Genomic DNA, 18,752 nt, shown 5'->3' with positions numbered 1-18,752 from the left:
TGATGCAATGAGGCTTTCATGCTGCCTGAACTGAATGATTTGAACACGTTCCGTGCTGTCCTGGCGGGGGCGCCGGGCCCGGATGCTGCTGCGGTGCAGGGCGCGGCCGAGCGAAACGGACAATTGACCAAACCCCCCGGCGCGCTTGGTCGGCTTGAGGATCTTGCGGTCTGGTATGCAGGATGGCGAGGGGACGCCCGTCCACAGATCAGCGCGCCTCAGGTCATTGTGTTTGCCGGGAATCACGGTGTTACCGCGCAGGGTGTTTCGGCCTTTCCGCCGGAAGTGACCGTGCAGATGGTGATGAATTTCGAACATGGCGGGGCGGCGATAAATCAGTTGGCAAGGGCGGCAGGCGCGAAGATGGATGTTCACGCGCTGGATCTGGACAAGCCGACCGCGGATTTCACCCAAACCCCCGCCATGACAGAGGATGAATTGCTGGCCGCTTTGCGCACAGGCTGGCAGGCCGTTGATCCGCAATCCGATCTTTTGGTGGTCGGCGAAATGGGGATTGGCAACACCACCCCGGCTGCGGCTATTGCCTGCGCGCTGTTTGGTGGCGACGCGTCCGATTGGACAGGGCGCGGAACCGGTGTGGATGACGCCGGTCTGGCCAACAAAACCCGTGTCGTGGCCGAGGGTGTCGCCAAACACGCGTCAGATGATGGTCTGGACATCCTGCGCTGTCTTGGCGGGCGCGAGATTGCTGCAATGGCGGGCGCGATTGCCGCCGCGCGGGTGTTGCGCATCCCGGTGATCCTGGACGGGTTCATCTGTTCGGCTGCCGCAGCCTGCTTGTGGAAGCTGTCGGATGGTGCGCTGGATCATGCTGTGGCAGGCCACCAAAGCGCCGAAGCAGCCCATGGTGCCGTGCTGGCAAAATTGGGTAAAGAGCCGTTGCTGAGCCTTGGCCTGCGGTTGGGCGAAGGGTCTGGCGGGGCGTTGGCGATCAACATTCTGAAAAGCGCGGTCGCCTGTCATTCCGGCATGGCAACCTTTGCCGAAGCTGGGGTTTCTGACGGCTGAACTCGCACCTGACCCGGGCAAAGGCTTGGGTCAGGCCGATTTCTTGGCGTGCTCTTCAGCCAGTTCCAGCAGCGCGGTTTCCAGATCCTTTTCCAGTGCCTGCGAACGTTCGATATATTTCCTGTTTTCAGCGATTGGCATTCCGGGGACCCAAAGCTCGGCCAGATCGCGCACCGCCTTCCTGTCATGGTGGTAAAACGTCTGCTCGGCCTGGGCTGCTTCGTATTCACTCAGTCCAATATTCTCCAGAACATAGCGACCTGCGCGCAGTGAACTGTCGAACATTTCCCGCACGATGTCATTGGCACCCGCCTGATACAACTCGTACACATGGGTCCGGTCGCGGGCGCGGGCGATGATGTGCAGGTCAGGACGCTGCCGTCTGGCATAGCTGACAAGCCGCGTGACTTGCTTGTGATCATCCATAACGGCGACAAGAACGGATGCTTTGTCCAACCCCGCCGCGCGCAGCAGTTCCGGTCGAGTGGGATCGCCCAGAAAGCCTTTGACACCAAATCGGCGCATCAGCTGAATCGTTTCAATATTGTGGTCCAGAACGACTGTCTTGAAACCGCTGGCCCGTACCAGCCGGTTGACGATCTGACCAAATCGACCAATGCCGGCGATGATAACGGGGCCCTTTTCGTCGATCACGTCAGGTTCAGGGCTGGCCGCGGAATCGCCAATCTTCCGCGACAACGCATCGTAGACGATGAAAAGAAGAGGCGTGATTAACATCGTCAGAGCAACGATCATTAGCAGTTTCTGCGACAGGTCGGGCGGAATGACATTCTGTTTCGTCGAAAATGCCAGCAGGACAAAACCGAACTCACCAGCCTGCGCCAACCCAAGGGTGAACAACCAGTGATCACGCCCCCGCAGTTTGAAGGCCTTGCCCACCAGAAATAGGATGATCCCCTTGGCAAGTATCACAAGCAGCGCCAGTCCAATCAGGTCCAGCGGGTCGTTGAAAAAATAACCGAAGTCTATTCCGGCACCGACCGTGATGAAAAACAGCCCCAGAAACAATCCTTTGAACGGCTCAAGGTCGCTTTCCATTTCATGTCTGAATTCAGAACTGGCCAGAACAACGCCTGCCAGGAACGCGCCCAGGGCAGGTGATAGGCCGACCAGTGTCATCAGAAACGAAATGCCCACGACAATCATCAGTGCCAGTGCGGTGTACATCTCGCGCAGACGGGTTGCGTGGATGAAGCGAAACAACGGTCTTGTCAGGTAGACACCGGCCAGAATGACAAACACCACCACGCCGATTGTGACAAGGGTGACGGCCCAGCCCGGCAGCCCTTCGACCAGCGACAAACTGTGATCGCCTGCGCCATGTGATCCTCCTGCCCCCCGGTCAATCGATCCATCTGCTTGGAAACGTGGCATGGCGGGCAGCGCCAGCAGTGGCAACAAAGCCAGAATTGGGATCACCGCGATGTCCTGCGTCAACAGAACCGAAAATGTCGCGCGGCCGCCGTTTGTCTGCATCAGGCCTTTTTCTGACAGGGTTTGAAGAACGATCGCGGTCGATGAAAGCGAAAGGGTCAACCCTACCGCCAGGGCAACCGACCAGGGATGGTTGGCGTACATGGCCACAGCAGCTATCGCGACTGTTGACAGCAACACCTGCAATCCGCCCAGACCCAATAACTTGTCGCGCATGTCCCACAGGGCGCGTGGCTCCAGTTCCAGACCAATGAGAAACAGCATCATCACCACGCCAAATTCGGCCACATGCTGAAGATTTTCGGTTTCCGCTCCGACAAGGCCCAGTGCGGGTCCGATAATGATCCCGGCGGCAAGATAACCCAGCACGGATCCCAACCCCAGTCTGGCAGACAGGGGAACGGCAATGACTGCCGCTGCCAGATAGATTGAAGCCTGATATAGAAAGTCGTCCATGTGTGTCCTCAGAACCTTTTCAGGTGGGAAGGGGGGCGTCGCGTTTAAGTTGATCCATTACGATCTGGCTTTGTACTCTTGCAACGGCAGGATGCGGCAGGATCACATGATGTAGCAAGCTGTTGAGGGCGGACAGGTCGTCACAGTAGATGTGCAGCAGATAGTCTGCCTCACCTGTCATTGTCCATGCACTGGTAATCTCGGGTCGGGTGTCGACCATGCGGGCAAAGCTTGCGGATTGCTCGGGGCCATGGGTGCCCAGATGCACCTGAACGAACCCCTGCACCTGTAAGCCCAGTTTCAGCGGGTCCAGCCGGGCAGCATATCCGGTGATGTACCCTTCGACTTCAAGCCGCTGTCGGCGGCGACCCGCTTGACTGGGCGACAGGTTCAGCATTTCACCCAGTTGTTGCGCCGTCAGATGTGCATCTTTTTGCAGTGCGGAAAGCAGTCGCTTGTCGGTTGCATCCAACATGTGCGGAAAAATCCTGATTTTATTAACTGATATGCGCATTTTGCGCGTCATCTTGCAGTTTATACAAAAACAATGCGCAGAAACAGCGTCAGAAAAGTCGTATTTTTGAATCAGCAAAGAAATTCCTGTTTTCGTAGGAGACGCCCATGGGTCCTTTCCCGCACAATGCCCCGAAATCCGTGATCAGCGAAGAAAACCCTACCGGAACAGATGGGTTTGAATTCGTCGAATTCGCTCATCCTGAACCGCAGGAGCTGCGTGATCTGTTCGCAAAGATGGGGTTTGATCTGGTGGCCCGCCACAAGGAAGATCCTGCCGTCGAGCTTTGGCAGCAAGGGGATGTCACATACATCCTGAATGCCAACCCGGACAGTTTTGCAGCTAAATTCGTAGCCGAACATGGGCCCTGCGCGCCTTCGATGGGCTGGCGGGTCGTGGACGCGCAAAAAGCGTACGAGCATGCCGTGTCAAAGGGTGCGGAACCTTACGACGACGCTGACAAAACCATGAATGTGCCTGCGATCAAGGGGATTGGCGGGTCGCTGATCTATTTCATTGATCAGTACTACGACACTTCGCCCTATAATCATGAATTCAAATGGATCAAGGAATCAAAACCTCGGGGCGAGGGGTTCTTCTATCTCGATCACCTGACGCACAATGTCTACAAGGGCAACATGGACAAGTGGTTCAAGTTCTATGGCGACCTGTTCAACTTCCGCGAAATTCGTTTCTTTGACATTCAGGGAAAATTCACTGGCCTTTACAGCCGCGCGCTGACGTCACCCTGTGGCCGTATCCGTATTCCGATCAACGAGGACCGCGGTGAGACCGGGCAGATCGTGTCTTACCTGAAGAAATACAAAGGTGAAGGCATTCAGCATATCGCGGTTGGTAGCGATGACATCTATGCCTCGACCGATGCCATTGCTGAAAACGGCCTGAAGTTCATGCCGGGTCCGAATGAAGCTTATTACGAGATGTCCAGGACCCGCGTGGTCGGTCATGAAGAGCCGCTGGACCGGATGATGAAACACGGCATCCTGATCGACGGTGAAGGTGTCGTTGACGGGGGCGAGACGCGCATTCTGTTGCAGATCTTCTCGAAAACGGTGATCGGCCCGATCTTCTTCGAGTTCATTCAGCGCAAGGGTGATGATGGTTTCGGCGAAGGGAACTTCCAGGCGCTGTTTGAATCCATCGAGCGCGAACAGATCGAAAGCGGCGAGATTTCCGCGGCTTGATCCAAATGAACCAATAAGTCGGGGGCGGTTCTACTGCCTCTGACGTGCCTGTTTACAGGTGATCGCTCACGGCTTTGAGCGCCTATGTCAGCTGCGCGGCATCGCCAGGGTCACGTTGCGACCTTTCTTTTGATAACGCAGTTCGCTGTCACTGATGGCAATAACCTTGCCGCCGTCAATATTGTCGCCGACTTTCAATTTTTTGTAGCGCCCGCTGGGAAGCCGAACCAAAGCGCGCCGGTTTGCGGGTGTGCCGTAAACGCCGATCAGATTCAGGCGGCGCAAATTGATCGCGTTATCGAGCGTGGCCTGGCGGGCTACAGATGCGGTTGAGGGAATCTTGGGTGCAACCGATTTCGGCTGAAACGATCCGGCGTCATCTGAACTCTGGTCCATTGCGGCCGTTGATCCAAGATTGGAGTTACCAGAAACAGGTGCCTTTGCAGTGTCCAAACCCGCCGGTCGCAACCTGGGGCGCGGGACGCGGACAACGGCCAATGCGGTTGGCGTCTCGTCGATTTCTGTGCGCGCTTGTAAACTGTCCGGGCGTGCTTTGGGTCGCTTCGTCGAAAGCTCTGCCAGCGACCGCCCCCCCAATTGCCCGCGCTCGAAGCTCTCGACCAGATCTGCGGGGCGAGGTTTGGGGCGAAGACCGGCCAGTCTTTCGTCGACCTCGTCAAGTACGGGTTCGTCTTCGAAACGCACTGGCGTCGCTGGTGGAATCTTCGGCGGCCGGCCCTGATAAATGACAATCCCATCCGGGTTCAGCGTCCCTTCCGGCGTGGGCGTTACCAGCCCGCGGTCATCCAGATTGAACCGCGCTCCTGCTATGCCATGTTGCACGTCCCGAACGAAGGGTTCGTCGGTATCGAAACTGGAAGCCGGGGGCAGGGCAACCGCATCGCTTGACAGGTCGGATTTGTCAATCGACGTCAGATAAAGATCGTCCGGTTCCGGGGCTTCTGGCACATCCAAAGCGGCTGGAGGCGTTACATTCACACCGGAGGCAGCGCTGATATCCTCATCTGCCTCGGGGTCCTGAGCCACAGATTCAACAGGGGTCGGGGCCACCTTGAGTGCCTCAAGGATTGCCGCGTCGGTTGGGGTGAGTTCCGGTTGTTCTACGGCTTCGGCCTCGGCGGGGTCTGGTGTAGGGGGCACGTCCCCGTCCAGAGCAGGCTCGGGTGGCAAGTTTTCCGAAGGCGCAATTGCTGCAACTTCGGGCACTGTCGGTGGCAGGGCGTCGATATCCGGCGCGGAAACACCTATCTCGGTTGGAGTTGGGCTCAGTGCGACCTGATCTGTTTCTCCACCGCTGTCCAAGGCCAGCCAAACGCCGAAAACGCCGCCAAGAAGAACCGTCGCGGCAAATGCCAGGATCGCAATGCGCGGTGCCTGCGCTTTCGTATTCGCAAACTTTTTGTCAGGTGTTTCGGGGGTCAGAAACACGTTTGGTGCTGCCGTGCCTGCAATGGGATGCGCTGGTTTCTCAGTGGATTTTGCCGGTTCGGGCAGGTCAGAGTTTTTTTCCGACAGCGGTGGCTCTGCTGGTTGGGTTTTCGATACGCCCGAACGCGCTGTGAACAATGCCTCTCGGGGGAATGCGTCTGCGTCTTCCTCGGCGCAAAACAAAACCGGCACGAAACCATGGTCCGAGGCAAAGGTACGCGCCTCGCTCAGCGTTTCCTGCGCAACAGCTGCAACATAGGTGGTGCCGCCTTCGGTCTGATAGTCGTAACTGAGTTCGGACAAAGCGTAAGGCGTAGCGTCGGCAAGTGCTCTCTCAATACGTTCGACCGTGTCTTCGGGGGGTAAGTCATCGGTTGCAACCTGAAGGTATCGAACCTGTTCGGAAGGCAAAACAAGCTTGCAGCTCAGGTCGTTTTCCAACGCAAAGGCTTTTTCCCGCAAAACCTGCATCTGACCGGACAGGTCCGGCGAATCCAAGGGAATCGAGCCGATAACGAACCATTCGTCATCCGAGTGATGATACAGTGATATTCCGGTCGCAGAAAAAGACAGCGCAAAGGCAGGTTTCATAATCCGCAGGAACCATAATTATCAACGTCAATGCAAACACCTTGGCGTTCGCAGACCGACATTAAAGCAGGAACTTGCCGAGGGAAAGAAAAAGGCAAACTCTCCTCTTGTATGGCAATGCATCGCCGACCCATCTTTAACGCAAGCAAATCGGAGTGATAACATTGAAGACATTCGCTTTTCTGGCCGCGATGATGGCCGCAACGACCGCTGGACTTGCCCATGCGGAAGAACGTCGCATCACCGTTGGCGCAACCGGAACCATCGAGGTTGCCCCCGATATGGCGACGATCACATTGGGTGTGACAAATGAAAATGCCGAGGCTTCGGCGGCGATGCAGGCCACTTCGGATGCAGTTGCGAAGGTTCTTGCGCGCCTGACCGGGATGGGGATTGAAGACCGCGATATTCAGACCCGCGATCTGTCGCTTTCCCCTGTTTGGTCCGGGCGGCACGGGCAGAATGGAGAAACACCGGAAATCTCGGGATTCGCTGCCTCGAACCGCGTGTTTGTACGTGTGCGTGATCTGTCCAAACTTGGAAGCATCATGGATGCGGTCATTCAGGATGGCGCCAACGATTTTGGTGGATTGAGCTTTGGGGTGCAGGATACCAAACCAATCGAAGCCCAAGCGCGCGCGCAAGCTGTCGGCGAAGCTATGGCCAAGGCCGAGCAGCTGGCGCAGGCCGCGGGTGTAACCCTTGGCGCGGTGCAAACGATTTCGGAACAAACGGGGGGCGTGCGCCCGATGCCCGAGATGCGCATGATGAGCATGGCTGACGCAGGGGGTGTTCCTGTGGCAGGTGGTGAGGTTTCGGTGTCTGTCAGCGTCTCGATGGTGTTCGAGATTTCGGAATGAAATCAACCCTTCGCGCGGGCCATCAGCGGTTTTCGTTGTTGGCCCGAAGCGTCGAAATTTTCGGGTAACAACCAGGCCTCGAATGCATCGCGGATGCGTGGCCATTCGGTATCTATGATTGAATACCAGGCTGTGTCGCGGTTGCGTCCTTTGTAGTGGGTCGCTTGGCGAAACACGCCTTCGAAGGTGAATCCAAGCCGCTCTGCCGCACTGCGCGACGGACCATTCAGAGCGTCGCATTTCCATTCGTAACGCCGGTAACCCAGTTCATCGAACACGCGCCGCATCATCAGATACATGACTTCGGTTGATTGCGGTTTGCGCTGAAGCAGTGGTGAAAAGTGGATATGCCCGACCTCAATCGCTCCGGCAGCGGGTTCGATCCGCAAATATGAGGCCATGCCCAACGGTACGTCATCACCGTCCAGAACGGTATGGAACATCGGGTCCGCGTCCATGCAGTTGGCGCGCGTCCAGTCTTCGAACTCAGGTTCGCCAGCAAACGGGCCGTAGGGCAGGTACGTCCAGTTGCGGCCAACCGTGTCCATTGAAAACGCCCGGAACAGTCCGGGCGCGTGCCTGTTCACATCAAGGGGCACGACGGAACAATACCTGCCCACCATCGGCGTATATGGTGGTGTCGGGCGTGGAAAGTCACCCGAAACCGGTAAACCGATGGGCTGGCCAAGATCGTTTGTGTCGTGCTGGGTCATGGTCAGGCGGTTGCTTTGGCCAGGGCCTGATCAAGGTCGGCAATCAGATCGTTCGCATCTTCGATACCGATGGATACGCGCACCACGCCCGGACCTGCGCCCGCGGCTTCCTGCTGTTCCGGGGTCAATTGACGGTGTGTGGTCGATGCCGAATGAATGATCAGCGAACGCGCGTCGCCCAGATTGGCTACGTGGCTGAAAATCTCCAGCGCATTGACCAGTTTGATACAGGCGTCATAGCCACCCTTCACTGCAAAGGTGAACAATGCGCCAGCGCCACGTGGATATTGCGATTTGACCCGGTCTTTGTAAGGCGAAGACGGCAATCCCGCATAGGTGACGTAGTCCACCCGGTCATCCGCTTCCAACCACGCTGCGATTTTCTGGGCGTTCTCTACGTGGCGCTCCATCCGCAGCGACAGGGTTTCGATCCCCATCAGCGTGTAATGAGCAGCTTGCGGGTTCATGGTCATACCCAGATCGCGCAGACCGATGGCGATGCCGTGGAAGGTAAAGGCCAGAGGTCCGAACGTTTCGTGGAACTTCAGGCCGTGATAGGCCGGTTCGGGTTGGCTGAGTGACGGGAACTTGTCGTTTGCCGACCAGTCGAACTTGCCCGAATCCACGATGCAGCCGCCGGTGACGGTGCCATTGCCGGTCAGGTACTTGGTGGTTGAATGCACCACCAGCGTCGCTCCGTGATCGATCGGACGGCACAGATATGGTGTTGCCGAGGTGTTATCGACGATCAGCGGAATGCCCGCCGCATCGGCCACATCTGCCAGTGCACGGATATCCGTCACATAGCCGCCGGGATTGGCGATGGACTCGCAGAAAATCGCCCGGGTGTTCTCATCGATTGCGCCCTTCACCGCGTCCAGATCATCGGTGTCGACAAACTTGGCAGACCACCCAAAGCGTTTGATTGTCTGGCTGAACTGGGTGACCGTGCCGCCGTACAAACGGGTTGAGGCGACCACATTGCAACCCGGACCCATCAGTGGGAACAGCGCCATGATCTGGGCCGCGTGCCCGGACGAGCAGCAAACGGCACCAACGCCGCCTTCAAGAGTCGCCACGCGTTCCTGCAGAACGGCGACGGTTGGGTTGGTCAGGCGGGAATAGATAAAGCCCACCTCTTGCAGGTTGAACAGGGCCGCTGCGTGGTCCGCATCGCGGAACACATAGGCAGTTGTCTGATAGATCGGTGTCTGGCGCGCTCCGGTCGCCGGGTCGGGGCGGGCGCCCGCGTGAATTTGCAACGTGTCGAAACCGTAGGTGGGGCCGTCAGACATCTTGAAAATCTCCTGTTGGAATTTGTCTTGCGAAATCTGTAGGCCATTGCCCGCCTGCGCACAACGATCCTGTCAGCGCAGCCAGAGGCCCTTGCTTTTGATCGTGTTGCGGATGGCCTGTTCACGTCGTGGCAGATGATCCTGGTCAAACAGGGCGCGGACTTTTGCGCCTTTCCCCTGCAGAACCATCTTTTTCAGTGGCTCAAATTGCTTGAGAACCTTCTTGACCTTGTTTGGAGCGACGACGGTTTCCAAGACCTCAATCACATGGTTGCTTTCACGGGCGTAAAGCAAGGGAAACAGGCGATAGTGGCAACTGACGGACCCGTCCAGCAAACCGGGGGGCAAAACATCACGACCACCGCCGAACGAGTGAATGACAAGGGGCAGGGCGGCCTGGTCCAGCCAGGGGTCAAGGCTTTGGCCAGTCAGCTCCGGAATGTTTTCGTCGCGGATTGTCCTAGCGTAGTCCAGAAAACGCTCACCAAATCTCCGCGGGCATTTATAGAAGAAATAGCCTGCATTGAAATACAGGTACCGCCGCCAGTGGTCATGGGGTTGATCGGTGTCCAGCGAGCTTTCGAAATCCAACCCGAACCGGGCGTAAAGCGCGCGCCAGATACCGTCAAAGCCGGGGCCATACAGCGTTGGTTTGGGCCATGTCCCTTCAACCTTCAGTGATGCGCAGGGGCGGTCGAAGTCAAAAGGTACAGATGTGATCTCGCCAGTGATCAGCGTGTCGGTGTCAAAGAACACAAAGGGCTCATCTTCCGGCAGGGCCATCAGCGCTTCGATCTTGTTGCCGTAGGGATAGCTTTCACCGAATACATGCGAGTCGAAGGGCAGAATTTCGGCATCCAGTTGTTTCAGGGCTTTCAGAGCTTCTTCGTCCTGAATGCGTGGGTCCTGTTTCCAGCGTGGCCCCGGATTGGGTGTGGCGACAAACAGTTTGCCCTCGAATTGCGGTGAAGAATGGCGCAGTGAAGCCGCAAACAACAGGGCTTCGTATTGCAGGCGGTTGTTTTGACCGACGACCGCGATGTTGAATGTCTGTGACGTTGCCTGCATCTATGCCCGTTCCCGACAGGTGTTTGACCGTGCACCTTGAAGTTCGGATTACAGCAAGCGGCCCAAGGCGTCAAAAGCGGAAAATTTGAAATTTCATCACGCGATCCCATTTCTTTCAGGGGTCGCAGCAGAAAGGGTTACACATGCGGATCAATGCGGATTTCACAAAACGGGTCGCAGTTCATTTTGACAATAGCGAATGGGTCGCTTCCCCTGCGGCTGGCGTCGAGCGTAAAATGCTGGACCGGATTGGTGATGAGGTGGCCCGCGCAACGACCATTGTCCGCTTTGCGCCCGGCAGCGCTTTTTCTGCCCATACCCATGACGGCGGCGAGGAATATCTGGTGCTGGACGGCGTGTTTCAGGACGAGACCGGAGATTTCCCCATCGGCAGCTATGTGCGCAATCCACCGACGTCCTCGCACACTCCGTCTGCAGCGGAAGGCGCGACCATTCTGGTCAAGCTGCACCAGTTTGACCCGCAAGACCGTACCGAGGTGCGCCGCTCGATAAATGGCGTTTCTGACGTACAACTGTTCAAAGATGATCATGAGGACGTTTTTGTGCGGACATGGGCGGCGGGGGACGTGGTCGAGCTGGATGCGCGCGACGGAATGGAAGTGTTTGTCATAAGCGGCAGTTTCTCTGAATCGGGGGAGGAATTTTCGACATGGGACTGGTTGCGCTTGCCGCCCGGAACGCACTCGCGGGCCGTTGCAGGGCCTGACGGCGCCCGGGTTTGGACCAAGTCCCGCCATCTTGGCGAAATGGTCTGAAAGCTTTTCGGCCCTGAAATTAACCAAAATGCCAATGAATCCGGGTTTTACGGCCCGGATTTTCAATTTTTTGACCATTTGGCAAATTTTACCAATTGATAAAAAATTTATTTGTGGCAAGCTGAGGTCATAACAAACATATCTACAGGGAGTAGAGTGATGGCACAGGGCCAGATGGCACCCGGCATCGTCGCCGGGCGGCTTTCAAGCGATGAGCTGACCTCGAATTTCACCGATCTGCATCCGCCATTGGCCCCGCATGAGGCCGCAGTTGCAGCAGACCGTTGTTATTTCTGCTATGACGCACCTTGCGTGACAGCGTGTCCGACAGACATCGATATTCCGCTATTCATCCGTCAGATTCAGGCTGGACAGCCGCAGGCAGCCGGGCGAACGATTTTTCAGCAGAACATTTTGGGCGGAATGTGCGCCCGTGTCTGTCCGACGGAAACACTGTGCGAAGAGGCCTGTGTTCGTGAGACGGCAGAAGGCAAGCCGGTCGAGATCGGGCGGCTACAGCGCTTTGCGACGGATGATCTTATGTCCGCGGGCGCGCATCCGTTTGAACGTGCGGCATCAACCGGGAAGACGGTTGCTGTCGTGGGGGCAGGGCCTGCCGGTCTGGCCTGCGCGCATCGTCTTGCCATGCTGGGTCATGACGTGGTGATCCACGAAGGCAAGCCCAAACCGGGCGGTCTGAACGAATACGGGATTGCCGCCTATAAATCGACCAACAATTTTGCGCAGGCCGAGGTCGACTGGCTGTTGAAAATCGGTGGTATCACGGTTGAAACCGGGTCGGTTCTGGGTGAAAGCATCTCACTGGATGGTCTGGTCGAAAATTACGACGCGGTGTTCCTGTCCATCGGACTTGCCGGGGTCAATGCCCTGCACGCGGATGGTGTTGACAAGGACGGGGTGCGGGATGCCGTCGATTTCATCTCGGACGTCCGGCAAGCTGGTGATCTTGCACAGCTTCCTGTCGGGCGGAACGTCGTCGTTATTGGCGGAGGCATGACTGCCGTGGACGCGGCGATAAAGTCCAAATTGTTAGGTGCCGAGAATGTCACCATTGCCTATCGCCGGGGCCGCGACGCCATGGGTGCCAGCCGGTACGAACAGGATCTGGCAGCCTCGCACGGGGTTCAGATTTTGACCAACGTGCAGCCGGTGGCAGTACGCGGCAATGGAGCCGCCACCGAGATTGAGCTGGAATATACCTCGAGCCAGAACGGTCAGCTTACCGGAACCGGTGAGATGGTCCGGCTGCGGGCGGACCAGGTTCTCAAAGCCATCGGTCAGACGCTGGAAGGTGCGCCGGAAGGGCTGAAGCTGGACGGCAACAAGATCGCTGTCAGCGGTGCGGGACGCACTTCAGTGGCCGGTGTCTGGGCAGGTGGAGATTGCGCGGCGGGTGGCGAGGACCTGACAGTCACGGCTGTTGCCGAAGGCAGGGATGCTGCAATGGACATCCACGCGACGCTGGTTTCGTGATAGGATGGGGTATTCACCCCATTCCTTTCGCTGCTGAGGTATTCCCATGTCCCAGATCGAACAAGCCGTAGCGCAACATTACACCACCGGAGCTCTGACCGACCGCGTCCGCGCGGCGCTTGAGGCCAGCGGTATCGATCCGGATGCGGCCACGGTCGCAGACCTGAAAGCAGGGGACGAGTTCCACACGGGTGGCGTTCTGGCGACCAACAACCTGTTTGCGCAGTTGTCGCCGACCCATGCGACGCGCGTTCTGGATGTTGGATGCGGTATCGGCGGAACCTCTCGCTATGTTGTGGATCGCTATGACTCGACGGTAACGGGAGTCGATCTGACACCGGAATTCGTTGAAACCGCCAGGGTACTCAGCGACATGGTCGGGCATTCCTCGAAAACCAGCTTTCATGTGGGCAGCGCATTGGACATGCCGGTGCCGGATGCTGGGTTCGATCTGGCTGTCATGATGCATGTGGGCATGAACATTATGGACAAGGCCGGGCTGTTCGCCGAAGTGTCGCGGGCGCTGGCCAAGGGTGGCACTTTTGCCCTGTTCGATGTGATGGCCGGAGACGTGGACGAGCCGCTGGCTTTCCCTCTGCCGTGGTCCACTGTTGCGGAAACCTCGTTCGTGGATGCGCCGGATGTTTACAAGTCTGCGGCAAGCGCCGCGGGTTTTGAACTGGTGAAAGAAACGGATCGCACCGAATTCGCGATACAGTTCTTCGAGGACGTCTTTGCAAAGATTGCCGAATCCGGCCCGGCACCGCTGGGCATTCATCTGATGATGGGCGAGACGGCACCCGAAAAGTTCCAGAACTACGTCAAAAACCTCAAGGCCGGGCGCATACGTCCGACCGAAATGATATTCAAAAAATCCGGCTGAGCCGGGAAGGGAGAAGCCATGGCCGATCTGACGACTAACTTTCTGGGCATTTCCAGCCCCAACCCTTACTGGCTGGCCTCTGCGCCGCCGACGGACAAGGAATACAATGTTCGTCGCGCGTTTGAGGCCGGTTGGGGCGGTGTTGTGTGGAAGACGCTGGGGTCCGAGGGACCGCCGGTCGTAAATGTGAACGGCCCGCGGTATGGCGCGATCTACGGTGCCGACCGCCGTTTGCTGGGACTGAACAATATCGAACTGATCACCGACCGCCCGCTTGAGGTGAACCTCGAGGAAATGGCGCGGGTCAAGGCCGACTATCCGGATCGCGCCCTGATCGCTTCGATCATGGTGCCCTGCGAGGAAGAAGCCTGGAAAGCCATTCTGCCGAGCGTGGCTGAAACCGGCGCGGACGGAATCGAACTGAACTTCGGTTGCCCGCACGGGATGAGCGAGCGCGGTATGGGGTCCGCCGTAGGGCAGGTGCCGGAATATATCGAGATGGTCACGCGTTGGTGCAAGCAATACTATGACCGTCCGGTCATCGTGAAACTGACACCGAATATCACCGATATCCGGAAACCTGCGGCGGCGGCCAGAAATGGTGGCGCGGATGCGGTGTCGCTTATCAATACGATCAATTCGATCACCAGCGTCAATCTGGATACGTTCAGCCCGGAACCCTCGATCGATGGCAAGGGCAGCCACGGAGGATATTGCGGCCCTGCCGTGAAGCCGATCGCCCTGTCGATGGTGTCCGAAATCGCTCGGGCCGAGGCGACGCATGGCATGCCAATCTCGGGCATCGGGGGTGTCACCACGTGGCGTGATGCGGCCGAGTTTATCTCGCTGGGATGTGGCACGGTGCAGGTCTGTACCGCTGCGATGACCTATGGGTTCAAGATCATTGATGAATTGACGGCAGGTCTGTCGGAATGGATGGATGAAAAGGGGTATACCAGCATTGATGAGGTGATCGGGCGCGCGGTGCCCAATGTCACCGATTGGCAATACCTGAACCTGAACTACATCGCCAAAGCCAAGATCGATCAGGACCAGTGCATCAAATGCGGCCGATGCTATGCCGCCTGTGAAGATACCAGCCATCAGGCGATTTCAATGTCGGATGACCGTGTGTTCGAGGTGATGGATGACGAATGCGTCGCCTGTAACCTCTGCGTTGATGTCTGCCCGGTGGAAGGCTGTATTTCGATGGTGCCGATGGCGGCGGGTGAAATCGATCCGCGCACCGGGAAAAAGGTTCAGCCGACCTATGCGAACTGGACCACGCACCCGAACAATCCGATGGCCAAAGCAGCGGAATGATCGAGACAGGGAATATCCCTGAGGGGCCGCTGACGCGGCCCCTGCATTCATGGCGTCAGAAGCTTTCGGTACAGCGTATCGACAAAGGGTTCTGCACCCTCAAACGGGTTTTCGTCACCCAGAATAGCCCGCACCTGAACGTCGAAATCGGCATAATGCTGCGTCAGCGCCCAGATCGAAAACATCAGATGATAAGGGTGCAACCGCGCGATTTTGCCCTGATCCATCCAATTGGTGAGAATGGTGACCTTTTCGTCAACCAGTTGTTTGAGATCATTGGACAAAGCGTCGTGAATGCGGGGCGCTCCTTGCACAAGCTCATTGGCAAAAAGGCGGCTTTCCCGTGGTAGCTCCTGACTCATTTGCAGTTTCCGGCGAATATAGGCCAGCATTTCCTCCATCGGATCACCGGTCTCATCCAGATCGTGCAGGGGCGCCAGCCAGGTTTCCAGCAAGCCCGAAAGCAATTCGGTGTGGATCGCTTCTTTCGACGCGAAATAGTAGAGGAGATTGGGTTTGCTCAACCCCGCCTCGGCAGCAATCTGATCTACGGTCGCCCCACGAAACCCGTGTGCGGAAAACACATTCAGGGCAGCCTCGAGAATCGCGGCTCGGTTCTTCTTCTGGATACGAGTCGGTGCGCGGTCTTTCGGCATGATTTCAGTGTGTCTCTTTTTTCGTCGGATAGGCACGGATTACACTGAAATTTCAGGCTTTGCCGCGCAATTTCTTGACTGATACCGAACCCGTGATAGCGTGAGTTTGACCAGTTGGTCAAATCAAGACACCAATAGCGAGCAAAATCGCAAGCAAACAGGGAATAAGACAATGGCAGCTCCGGCGCAGAATCTCAGGATCAATGGCGACAGGTTGTGGGACAGCCTGATGGAGATGGCCAAGATCGGTCCCGGTGTTGCGGGGGGGAATAACCGGCAAACTCTGACTGACGAGGATGCCGAAGGCCGCGCCTTGTTCCAGAAATGGTGTGAAGAGGCTGGATGCACCATGGGGCTGGACCAGATGGGCAACATGTTTGCGCATCGTGAGGGCACCGACCCGGACGCTTTGCCGGTCTATGTGGGATCGCACCTGGATACGCAGCCGACCGGTGGAAAATATGACGGTGTGCTGGGCGTTCTGGGCGGGCTGGAGATCATCCGCACACTCAATGATCTCGGGATCAAGACAAGACATCCCATCGTGGCGACCAACTGGACCAACGAGGAAGGGACGCGATATGCGCCTGCCATGCTGTCGTCTGGTGTCTTTGCGGGAATGCACACGCAGGACTGGGCGTATGACCGTGAAGATGCCGATGGTAAGAAATTCGGGGATGAACTGAACCGGATCGGTTGGCGCGGTGAAGAAAAAGTTGGCGCGCGCAAGATGCGCGCTTTCTTTGAGTTGCATATCGAACAAGGCCCGATCCTTGAAGCCGAAGGAAAGGATATCGGCGTCGTCACCCACGGTCAGGGTCTGAGCTGGACACAGGTCACGGTGACCGGCAAGGATGCTCATACCGGTTCAACCCCGATGCCGATGCGCAAGAATGCCGGGCTTGCGATGGCGCGCATTCTTGAGAAAGTGGACGAAATCGCCTGGTCTCACGCACCGCATGCGGTCGGTGCCGCGGGGCATATCGACGTTTTCCCGAATTCTCGCAACGTAATCCCGGGCAAGGTGGTGTTCACGGTCGATTTCCGCTCGCCCGAGCTGGAGGTGATCACCGACATGGAAAATCGCCTGCGGGTGGCGGCGGAAGATATTGTCGAAGAAATGGGCCTGCAGATCGAATTCGAGAAAGTCGGGGGTTTTGATCCGGTGAAGTTCGACGACGATTGCGTGTCTGCCGTGCGCAATGCGGCTGAAAGACTGGGCTATTCGCATACCAATATCATCTCGGGCGCGGGGCATGATGCCTGCTGGATCAACCGTGTGGCCCCGACCGCCATGGTCATGTGCCCCTGTGTCGACGGGCTGAGCCATAATGAGGCTGAAGAGATCAGCAAGGATTGGGCGGCAGCCGGGGCAGATGTCCTGCTACATGCCGTGGTCGAGACTGCCGAAATCGTGGAATAGGGGGCGCTGCCCCCGTCGCCCAAGGGCGACTCCCCCGGGATATTTTTGGCCAGATGAAGCAAGCGGCGCAGACCGCATCAGGGAGTTCAAAATGAGTACTGTTATTAAAAACGGAACCGTTGTCACCGCGGATTTGTCATACAAGGCGGATGTATTGGTCGAAGGCGGCGTCATCACGGGGATCGGGATGGGTCTGAAAGGGGATAACGAGCTGGACGCGACCGGCTGTTATGTGATGCCCGGTGGGATTGATCCGCATACCCATCTGGAAATGCCGTTCATGGGCACCTATTCCAGCGATGATTTTGAAAGCGGTACACGGGCGGCCCTGGCAGGGGGCACGACGATGGTTGTTGACTTCGCGCTGCCCAATCCGGGCGAAAGCCTGCTGGATGCCCTGAAGCGCTGGGACAACAAATCGACACGGGCGAATTGCGATTATTCGTTCCACATGGCGGTGACATGGTGGGGGGAACAGGTATTTGATGACCTCAAGACCGTGATTGAGACGCGCGGCATCAACACCTTCAAACATTTCATGGCCTATAAAGGCGCGCTGATGGTGAATGATGATGAGCTTTATGCCTCGTTCAGGCGTTTGGCCGAACTGGGCGGCATCGCAATGGTGCATGCCGAGAACGGAGACGTCGTTGCCGAGCTGAGCGCCAAGCTGCTGGCAGAGGGAAACTCTGGCCCCGAAGCGCATGCCTATTCCCGACCGCCGCAAGTAGAGGGTGAGGCCACCAACCGGGCCATCATGATCGCTGATATGGCGGGGGTGCCGCTATATGTTGTTCATACATCCTGCGAAGAATCTCATGAAGCCATTCGTCGGGCCCGAATGCTGGGCAAGAGGGTGTGGGGCGAACCGTTGATTCAGCATCTGACTCTGGATGAAAGCGAATATTTCAATCAGGATTGGGACCACGCCGCGCGGCGGGTCATGAGCCCCCCGTTCCGCAATAAGCAGCATCAGGACAGCTTGTGGAATGGCCTGCAATCAGGATCGCTGAGTGTTGTGGCAACCGACCATTGCGCCTTTACGACCGAACAAAAACGCTTTGGAGTTGGGGATTTCACCAAGATCCCGAACGGGACCGGCGGTCTGGAAGATCGGATGCCGATGCTGTGGACGCACGGTGTGAATACCGGACGCCTGACGCCCAATGAATTTGTTGCAGTGACTTCAACAAACATCGCCAAGATACTGAATTGCTATCCGAAAAAAGGCGCGATCCTTGTTGGGGCGGATGCAGATATCGTAGTGTGGGATCCTGAAAAAACGAAAACGATCACAGCCAGTACGCAGCAATCTTCGATCGACTACAACGTGTTTGAGGGCAAAGAGGTCAAAGGCCTGCCGCGCTTTACGCTGACCCGTGGACAGGTTGCGGTACATGATGGTGAAATCCGCACGCAGGAAGGCCATGGCGAGTTCGTTGCGCGCGAGGCAAATACGACTGTCAACAAGGCTTTGAGCGCGTGGAAGGAACTAACCGCCCCTCGGCCGGTTGAGCGGACAGGTATCCCGGCGACGGGGGTTTGATCCGTTGGGCCGCTAT

At 57.3% G+C, this 18,752-nt stretch carries 16 protein-coding genes; 9 read left to right on the top strand and 7 right to left on the bottom strand.

What is annotated here, in order from left to right; translation table 11 throughout:
* Window positions 1-18: 18 nt before the first annotated feature.
* The gene (gene cobT, locus I9188_RS04375) at window positions 19-1,029 is read left to right on the top strand and encodes a nicotinate-nucleotide--dimethylbenzimidazole phosphoribosyltransferase (protein WP_209504204.1); all 1,011 of its coding nucleotides are present in this window, start codon (window positions 19-21) and stop codon (window positions 1,027-1,029) included.
* 30 nt (window positions 1,030-1,059) lie between these two features.
* Here the strand turns inward: cobT and I9188_RS04370 are convergent, their stop codons facing one another.
* The gene (locus tag I9188_RS04370) at window positions 1,060-2,940 is read right to left on the bottom strand and encodes a monovalent cation:proton antiporter-2 (CPA2) family protein (RefSeq protein ID WP_209504203.1); all 1,881 of its coding nucleotides are present in this window, start codon (window positions 2,938-2,940) and stop codon (window positions 1,060-1,062) included.
* Window positions 2,941-2,959: 19 nt separating this feature from the next.
* Window positions 2,960-3,415, bottom strand: a complete 456-nt coding sequence (locus I9188_RS04365) for an Lrp/AsnC family transcriptional regulator (protein WP_209504202.1) — start codon at window positions 3,413-3,415, stop codon at window positions 2,960-2,962.
* A gap of 146 nt (window positions 3,416-3,561) precedes the next feature.
* Between I9188_RS04365 and hppD the strand changes: the two genes are divergently transcribed.
* Window positions 3,562-4,659: a 4-hydroxyphenylpyruvate dioxygenase gene (hppD, locus tag I9188_RS04360; protein WP_209504201.1), complete on the top strand. Its 1,098-nt coding sequence runs from the start codon at window positions 3,562-3,564 to the stop codon at window positions 4,657-4,659.
* An 87-nt stretch (window positions 4,660-4,746) separates the two neighbouring features.
* Here the strand turns inward: hppD and I9188_RS04355 are convergent, their stop codons facing one another.
* Complete coding sequence (locus I9188_RS04355; RefSeq protein WP_209599565.1) at window positions 4,747-6,699, bottom strand: hypothetical protein; 1,953 nt, start codon at window positions 6,697-6,699, stop codon at window positions 4,747-4,749.
* 164 nt (window positions 6,700-6,863) lie between these two features.
* On the opposite strand from I9188_RS04355, the gene I9188_RS04350 reads away from it, so the two are divergent.
* Complete coding sequence (locus I9188_RS04350) at window positions 6,864-7,559, top strand: SIMPL domain-containing protein (RefSeq protein ID WP_209504199.1); 696 nt, start codon at window positions 6,864-6,866, stop codon at window positions 7,557-7,559.
* A 2-nt stretch (window positions 7,560-7,561) separates the two neighbouring features.
* Here the strand turns inward: I9188_RS04350 and I9188_RS04345 are convergent, their stop codons facing one another.
* From I9188_RS04345 to I9188_RS04335, 3 genes are all read right to left on the bottom strand, one after another.
* On the bottom strand, window positions 7,562-8,272 hold the full coding sequence (locus I9188_RS04345; protein WP_209504198.1) for a GNAT family protein: 711 nt from the start codon (window positions 8,270-8,272) through the stop codon (window positions 7,562-7,564).
* Between the two features lie 2 nt (window positions 8,273-8,274).
* Window positions 8,275-9,567: an O-acetylhomoserine aminocarboxypropyltransferase/cysteine synthase family protein gene (locus tag I9188_RS04340; protein WP_209504197.1), complete on the bottom strand. Its 1,293-nt coding sequence runs from the start codon at window positions 9,565-9,567 to the stop codon at window positions 8,275-8,277.
* 72 nt (window positions 9,568-9,639) lie between these two features.
* Window positions 9,640-10,635, bottom strand: a complete 996-nt coding sequence (locus tag I9188_RS04335) for a hypothetical protein (RefSeq protein WP_209599564.1) — start codon at window positions 10,633-10,635, stop codon at window positions 9,640-9,642.
* A gap of 143 nt (window positions 10,636-10,778) precedes the next feature.
* On the opposite strand from I9188_RS04335, the gene I9188_RS04330 reads away from it, so the two are divergent.
* The 4 genes from I9188_RS04330 (at window position 10,779) to preA (ending at window position 15,111) form a co-directional block, all read left to right on the top strand.
* Window positions 10,779-11,411: a cupin domain-containing protein gene (locus I9188_RS04330; RefSeq protein ID WP_209599563.1), complete on the top strand. Its 633-nt coding sequence runs from the start codon at window positions 10,779-10,781 to the stop codon at window positions 11,409-11,411.
* A gap of 159 nt (window positions 11,412-11,570) precedes the next feature.
* Entirely contained in the window at window positions 11,571-12,905 is a 1,335-nt protein-coding gene (locus I9188_RS04325; RefSeq protein WP_209504194.1) for an NAD(P)-dependent oxidoreductase, read from the top strand.
* 46 nt (window positions 12,906-12,951) lie between these two features.
* Window positions 12,952-13,788 carry a methyltransferase domain-containing protein gene (locus I9188_RS04320; protein ID WP_209504193.1) on the top strand — a complete coding sequence of 279 codons (837 nt, stop codon included), beginning with the start codon at window positions 12,952-12,954 and terminating at the stop codon, window positions 13,786-13,788.
* Between the two features lie 18 nt (window positions 13,789-13,806).
* Window positions 13,807-15,111, top strand: coding sequence for an NAD-dependent dihydropyrimidine dehydrogenase subunit PreA (preA, locus tag I9188_RS04315; protein ID WP_209504192.1), 1,305 nt, complete (start codon window positions 13,807-13,809; stop codon window positions 15,109-15,111).
* A 47-nt stretch (window positions 15,112-15,158) separates the two neighbouring features.
* Here the strand turns inward: preA and I9188_RS04310 are convergent, their stop codons facing one another.
* Window positions 15,159-15,767 carry a TetR family transcriptional regulator C-terminal domain-containing protein gene (locus I9188_RS04310; protein WP_209504191.1) on the bottom strand — a complete coding sequence of 203 codons (609 nt, stop codon included), beginning with the start codon at window positions 15,765-15,767 and terminating at the stop codon, window positions 15,159-15,161.
* 172 nt (window positions 15,768-15,939) lie between these two features.
* Between I9188_RS04310 and I9188_RS04305 the strand changes: the two genes are divergently transcribed.
* Both I9188_RS04305 and hydA read left to right on the top strand, forming a co-directional pair.
* Window positions 15,940-17,190 carry a Zn-dependent hydrolase gene (locus I9188_RS04305; RefSeq protein ID WP_209504190.1) on the top strand — a complete coding sequence of 417 codons (1,251 nt, stop codon included), beginning with the start codon at window positions 15,940-15,942 and terminating at the stop codon, window positions 17,188-17,190.
* Window positions 17,191-17,281: 91 nt separating this feature from the next.
* Window positions 17,282-18,736, top strand: coding sequence for a dihydropyrimidinase (gene hydA, locus I9188_RS04300; RefSeq protein ID WP_209504189.1), 1,455 nt, complete (start codon window positions 17,282-17,284; stop codon window positions 18,734-18,736).
* Window positions 18,737-18,752 lie beyond the last annotated feature (16 nt).

Origin of the sequence: Ruegeria sp. HKCCSA071 (assembly GCF_017872555.1) — a bacterium.
Taxonomy (GTDB): Bacteria; Pseudomonadota; Alphaproteobacteria; order Rhodobacterales; family Rhodobacteraceae; genus Ruegeria.
The sequence above is the reverse complement of the archived record's forward strand: the minus strand, read 5'-3'. Positions and strand labels throughout refer to the sequence as shown.

Bases quoted from the DNA above. Each gene is read 5' to 3' on its own strand.
- cobT (WP_209504204.1), top strand. From the start codon at position 19: ATGCTGCCTGAACTGAATGATTTGAACACGTTCCGTGCTGTCCTGGCG.
- I9188_RS04370 (WP_209504203.1), bottom strand. From the start codon at position 2,940: ATGGACGACTTTCTATATCAGGCTTCAATCTATCTGGCAGCGGCAGTC.
- I9188_RS04365 (WP_209504202.1), bottom strand. From the start codon at position 3,415: ATGTTGGATGCAACCGACAAGCGACTGCTTTCCGCACTGCAAAAAGAT.
- hppD (WP_209504201.1), top strand. From the start codon at position 3,562: ATGGGTCCTTTCCCGCACAATGCCCCGAAATCCGTGATCAGCGAAGAA.
- I9188_RS04355 (WP_209599565.1), bottom strand. From the start codon at position 6,699: ATGAAACCTGCCTTTGCGCTGTCTTTTTCTGCGACCGGAATATCACTG.
- I9188_RS04345 (WP_209504198.1), bottom strand. From the start codon at position 8,272: ATGACCCAGCACGACACAAACGATCTTGGCCAGCCCATCGGTTTACCG.
- I9188_RS04340 (WP_209504197.1), bottom strand. From the start codon at position 9,567: ATGTCTGACGGCCCCACCTACGGTTTCGACACGTTGCAAATTCACGCG.
- I9188_RS04335 (WP_209599564.1), bottom strand. From the start codon at position 10,635: ATGCAGGCAACGTCACAGACATTCAACATCGCGGTCGTCGGTCAAAAC.
- I9188_RS04330 (WP_209599563.1), top strand. From the start codon at position 10,779: ATGCGGATCAATGCGGATTTCACAAAACGGGTCGCAGTTCATTTTGAC.
- I9188_RS04325 (WP_209504194.1), top strand. From the start codon at position 11,571: ATGGCACAGGGCCAGATGGCACCCGGCATCGTCGCCGGGCGGCTTTCA.
- I9188_RS04320 (WP_209504193.1), top strand. From the start codon at position 12,952: ATGTCCCAGATCGAACAAGCCGTAGCGCAACATTACACCACCGGAGCT.
- preA (WP_209504192.1), top strand. From the start codon at position 13,807: ATGGCCGATCTGACGACTAACTTTCTGGGCATTTCCAGCCCCAACCCT.
- I9188_RS04310 (WP_209504191.1), bottom strand. From the start codon at position 15,767: ATGCCGAAAGACCGCGCACCGACTCGTATCCAGAAGAAGAACCGAGCC.
- I9188_RS04305 (WP_209504190.1), top strand. From the start codon at position 15,940: ATGGCAGCTCCGGCGCAGAATCTCAGGATCAATGGCGACAGGTTGTGG.
- hydA (WP_209504189.1), top strand. From the start codon at position 17,282: ATGAGTACTGTTATTAAAAACGGAACCGTTGTCACCGCGGATTTGTCA.